Here is a 4261-nt window from a genome sequence, read left to right on the forward strand (position 1 = left end):
TGACCGCCGATGATGGTTCCTTCGATGTCACCATCCCGGGTGGGGCTAGCGCCACTTTCACGGCTCCCAGTGAAGCAGGAACCTATGGGTTCTTCTGCAAATTCCACGGCAACATGAAGGGCTCTCTCACTGTCGGAGCCGAAGGCATGGCGCAGATGCACGAGAAGATGATGCTGGACCATCCCGAGATGGCGCAGATGCACGACCAGATGATGCTGGACTATCCCGAGATGGCGCAGATGCACGAGAAGATGATGATGGGCGGCGCGGGGATGGCGCAGATGCACGAGAAGATGATGGCGGACCATCCGGACATGGCGCGCATGCATGACCAGATGATGGCGGACCATCCGGACATGGCGCGCATGCATGACCAGATGATGATGGGCGGCGCGGAGTCCGGTAGTGCGGAAGGCAATGGGATGGACCAGATGGGTGCGGTGCCCAAGGGTGGCGCCGACACCGGAGTATCGACCGAGAGTACGAGCGAGGAGTCAATCACTATCGCTCTCGGTGGAGGGTTGCTCCTCCTCGCCGCAGCCAGCGGAACCTACGTTGTCTACCGGCGGAACAGCAGCAACTGATCTCTACCCACCTGGTCGGTTCAAGGTGCGGTTGACAAGGGACAACGGAGCGACCCTGGTGACGAGTGAAACCTACAACGATAAGGAAACAACTATCCTGGGGGTCAACGGGATCAGGGAATGCGCGTCAACGGCGCTCATCGGTGACTTGAGCGGACACAAGCGGTGCCGGCTCAAGAAAAGCGACCAAATAATTTGGGCGGTCGGATAGGTTGAGGCCACGAAACATGATCCTGGAGCAGATACGACGGACCCGGACTGTGCTGAAAGGGTGGAGCACTGTGAACGACGAAAATCTGGCAGCGCAGAAAGGCCAGACGGCTGACGATGAAAAGTTACTGGCTGCCTCGGATGTATCCAGTGACGAGAAGCAGGACGGTCCCGGAGACTGCGAAGAGCCACCCGTCGAGGCGATCGATGCAAATCCTGAAGGGCTCAAAGAGACCCCCGCTCTCGAAGAAGATGAGACCAGCCTCGTGAACACCGAAAATAGCTGACCCGGTCTGGTGACTGCGCGTCGAGGTCCGTTGAACCGGCGGCAGTAGGAGGCGTGCGGTGGACGCTGTGTCACGCCGTCGCTCAGTTGGAGGGGTGGGTTCAGGGTGTCCGGGTGGTGAATTCGGTCCAGAGTGGGTAGTGATCCGAGATTCGCCAGGAGATTTTTTGTTTGGTGAGTTCGGTGTAGATGTGGGGGAGGAAATCGACGTGGCCGGCGTGTCCGGTGTAGGTGAGGGTTTTGAGCATGGTGGTTCCGTCGGGTTCGGAGAACCAGGCGATCTGGTCGTAGAAGTGCCGGGTTTTGTCGTGGTCGAAGATCGTGCGCGGCACGTCCTGGAGTTCGGCCGGTGGCCAGAGCCCGGTGGAGACGAACGCTTCGTAGAGGGGGTCGCCGATGCGGTCGAGGTTGAAGTCCCCGAGGACGAGGAGGTTCTCGTTCCAGTCATCGGGGCGTTTGGCCCAATCACGCATCCACTGGGCGAAGGCGGTGATTTCGGGCAGCCGGTCGGCGGTGTTGTTGCCCCATAGGACGTGCACGGTGGTTAACACGAAGCCTGTTGTGCCGCGGGTGAAGCCGGCGGCGTAGGGGGTGCGGGCGAACTGGGGGACCGGTGTGCCCGCTGCGGGATCCTCCACCGCAAAAAAATTTTGGGCCGGACCTGTGGAGTTTGACGCTCGGTGAACCCGGGGCCAAATCAACTTGCTATTCCCACGGACCGTCCCCAGCGCGGATCGAGTCCACGGGCCGCCTGCTGGGGATGCATCCCAGGACGGTTCAGCGGAAGCTGGCCGCTGAAGGGACATCGTTCGGCATCCTGCTCGACGACGCCCGGCGCGAATCGGCGCTGCGGCTCATCACGCGGACTGATCTCCCATTCGTGCAGGTTGCCGCACTCGTGGGGCTATCCGAACAGTCCGCGCTGCCCCGGTGTGTACGGCGGTGGTTCGGGGCGACGCCGCGTGCGGTCCGGGCACGGGGCCTTGCTGCCGCTCCGAACGCGGGAGCGCCTGAGCCACGGTGCGATCAAAATTCCATTGTGCCCCGCGCCCGCTGATGCTATTCCTGGAAGGAGAATCAATCGCCGACAAAGGAGATGCAATGACCGTCAATATCGATGCCGAGGAACGCGAGCTCAGCGGGTGGAGCCGGAAGCTGACTCAGGCGCTGCAGATCCTTGACCTTGAGGTGGACCACAAGAGAATCGTCGAGGTTGTTGAGCGGTCGCAGTCGGTTTCGCCGAATGCCGGAGCCATCAGTGCATTCCTTGTCGGCTATGCCGCCGGTTCAGCGCCCACCAGGGGCCGCAGGGGTTCGGACGCGGCAGTCCAGAAAGCATCGGCTACGGTCCTCAAAATTGCGGCACTGAACCCTGGAGACGGACAGGAACAGGCCGGCTGGACCGGTTCCGCCCAGTAGGTACGGCTTAGCGCGATCGCAGCGCCGTCCACACAAGCACGGTCACCATCAGGGCCGTGGCGCAGAGCCCCAGTCCCGCATAGCCCACGAGGATGAGGACCGGCCAGGCCAGCGCGCCGCCCAGGGCGCCGGCGGAGTTCATGAGGAGGTCCCCGATGAGCCCTGCACCGCTGCGCGCTCCTTGAGGGGAACGGAGTCGGCGAGGAGGGTTGATCCTGCCACCACCGAAGCCGACCAGCCCAGGCCCAGCAGGATCAGGCTCGCTGCCACCACGCTCTGGGATTCCGCTCCGGTCCAGGCGAGGAACAGCGCCCCAAGCAGCAAGATCTATCCCAGGACGATGGTCCGGGTGCGGCCTGCACGATCCGAGAGCCAGCCGAAAAGGGGGGACAGTCCGTACATTCCCGCCACGTGGAGGCTGATAGTCAGACCGACGATTCCCAGGGTTGCGCCGTTGTCATGGAGGTGGACGGGCGGAACTTGTCAAGTCAAATGAGACATGCTCGGGGTAGTTAATGAGCCGATAGTTAGGCTCGTTGCGCCGGGTCGTTGATCGCCGCCTTTACCGGTAGCGGTGGTGCGGCAGGACGGCGGGCAAACCGTTCAGGATGCTTGCCATACGCCTGGTCCAGGGTGGCTTGGCGTTGTTCATGCACCGCTGCCGCAGTGCCGAGGTGCACGCTGGCCGGGGTATGGTGTCCGATCCCCGAATGGCGGTGTTCATGGTTGTAGTAGGTGATGAATCCTTCCATCCAAGTCCTGGCCTCATTCACGGAAGCGAAGCGTTCCGGGTAGTCAGGGACGTATTTCATGGTCTTGAACTGGGCTTCGCTGAACGGATTGTCGTTGCTCGTGCGCGGCCTGTTGTGTGACCGGGTGATGTCCATATCCACCAGCAGCGAGGCCAGTGCCTTCGACGTCATCGCGGCCCCGCCATCGGCATGCAGGTACCCCGGTGGATTGCCTCCGGTGTCCGCAACGATCTCCTGCACGAGGTCAGCGGCCAGCTGCCCGTCTTCGATCCGTTCGATCCGCCAGCCGACGACGTAGCGGGAGAAGATATCGAGCACCACGTAGGCGTGGTACCAGATGCCCTTGGCCGGACCACGCATTTTGGATATATCCCAGCTCCAGACGTCGCACGGTTTCGTGGCCATGAGCTCGGGGATCTTCCGCGGCGGATGGGTGGCCTGCCGGCGCCGTTCCCCGCCCATCTTTGCCTCTGCCAGAACGCGATACATGGTGCGCTGGGAGCACCAGTACCGTCCCTCGTCCAGTTCGCGGACATAGACCTGGGTTGGTGAAAGATCCGCGTAGTCCTGCCGGTTCAGGACCGCCAGGATCTTGGCGCGCTCGGCCGGTGAGAGCTCGGCCGGGTGCTGTGCCTTGGGCCAGGGCCCGTGCACCCGGGGTTTCGGATTCCCCTGGCGGTGTTGGGTCGCCCGCGAGCGGCCCACCAGCTTGCAGGCCTTCACCACCCCAATCAGCGGGCTGAGCTCCGCTACGCTCTCTGCTTGCCAGCACTGGTAGCCGGTGCTGGTGATGAGGCGTCCTTCGATGAGAGAGCTTCCAAGAACGCGACTCCTTTTCCCAAGGTATCCAAGGCGGCATCCGAAGAAACCAGCTTGCCGCGGGTCTTCTCGTGCGCGGTGCGTTCCGCGTTTAGCTCCTTGGTCAGCTGATCAATCTGGGCCTGTTCGGATGTTTTCTTCGGCCGGCCACGGCGTGTACCTGCTGCCGGTTTGTCCAGGGTGCCAGCTTC

The 4261-nt window shown here is 62.5% G+C and carries 8 protein-coding genes; 3 read left to right on the forward strand and 5 right to left on the reverse strand.

All coding sequences use genetic code 11. From position 1 onward, the window contains the following. Positions 1-584 (forward strand): cupredoxin domain-containing protein (locus tag Y704_RS24780; RefSeq protein WP_035771286.1); only part of this gene is annotated, 584 nt, incomplete at its 5' end. Positions 585-865: 281 nt separating this feature from the next. Further along, complete coding sequence (locus tag Y704_RS0102230; protein ID WP_155850176.1) at positions 866-1081, forward strand: hypothetical protein; 216 nt, start codon at positions 866-868, stop codon at positions 1079-1081. A gap of 100 nt (positions 1082-1181) precedes the next feature. Here Y704_RS0102230 and Y704_RS18355 read toward each other — a convergent pair whose 3' ends face one another. Further along, positions 1182-1718: an exonuclease/endonuclease/phosphatase family protein gene (locus Y704_RS18355; protein ID WP_216698934.1), complete on the reverse strand. Its 537-nt coding sequence runs from the start codon at positions 1716-1718 to the stop codon at positions 1182-1184. Positions 1719-2181: 463 nt separating this feature from the next. Here Y704_RS18355 and Y704_RS18360 point away from each other — a divergent pair, with 463 nt between their 5' ends. Next, positions 2182-2499, forward strand: coding sequence for a DUF6457 domain-containing protein (locus Y704_RS18360; RefSeq protein WP_035771289.1), 318 nt, complete (start codon positions 2182-2184; stop codon positions 2497-2499). A gap of 7 nt (positions 2500-2506) precedes the next feature. Here Y704_RS18360 and Y704_RS25530 read toward each other — a convergent pair whose 3' ends face one another. From Y704_RS25530 to Y704_RS24785, 4 genes are all read right to left on the reverse strand, one after another. Further along, positions 2507-2641 carry a hypothetical protein gene (locus tag Y704_RS25530; RefSeq protein WP_275451047.1) on the reverse strand — a complete coding sequence of 45 codons (135 nt, stop codon included), beginning with the start codon at positions 2639-2641 and terminating at the stop codon, positions 2507-2509. After that, positions 2638-2823 carry a hypothetical protein gene (locus Y704_RS22540; RefSeq protein ID WP_026548913.1) on the reverse strand — a complete coding sequence of 62 codons (186 nt, stop codon included), beginning with the start codon at positions 2821-2823 and terminating at the stop codon, positions 2638-2640. Before Y704_RS22540 ends, Y704_RS25530 begins: the two co-directional genes overlap by 4 nt. 203 nt (positions 2824-3026) lie before the next feature. Further along, the gene (locus Y704_RS0102260) at positions 3027-3974 is read right to left on the reverse strand and encodes a DDE-type integrase/transposase/recombinase (protein WP_253904203.1); all 948 of its coding nucleotides are present in this window, start codon (positions 3972-3974) and stop codon (positions 3027-3029) included. A gap of 26 nt (positions 3975-4000) precedes the next feature. After that, positions 4001-4261 (reverse strand): hypothetical protein (locus Y704_RS24785; RefSeq protein WP_216698935.1); only part of this gene is annotated, 261 nt, incomplete at its 5' end.

This window comes from Arthrobacter sp. Br18 (genome assembly GCF_000520555.1).
Lineage (GTDB): Bacteria > Actinomycetota > Actinomycetes > Actinomycetales > Micrococcaceae > Arthrobacter_D.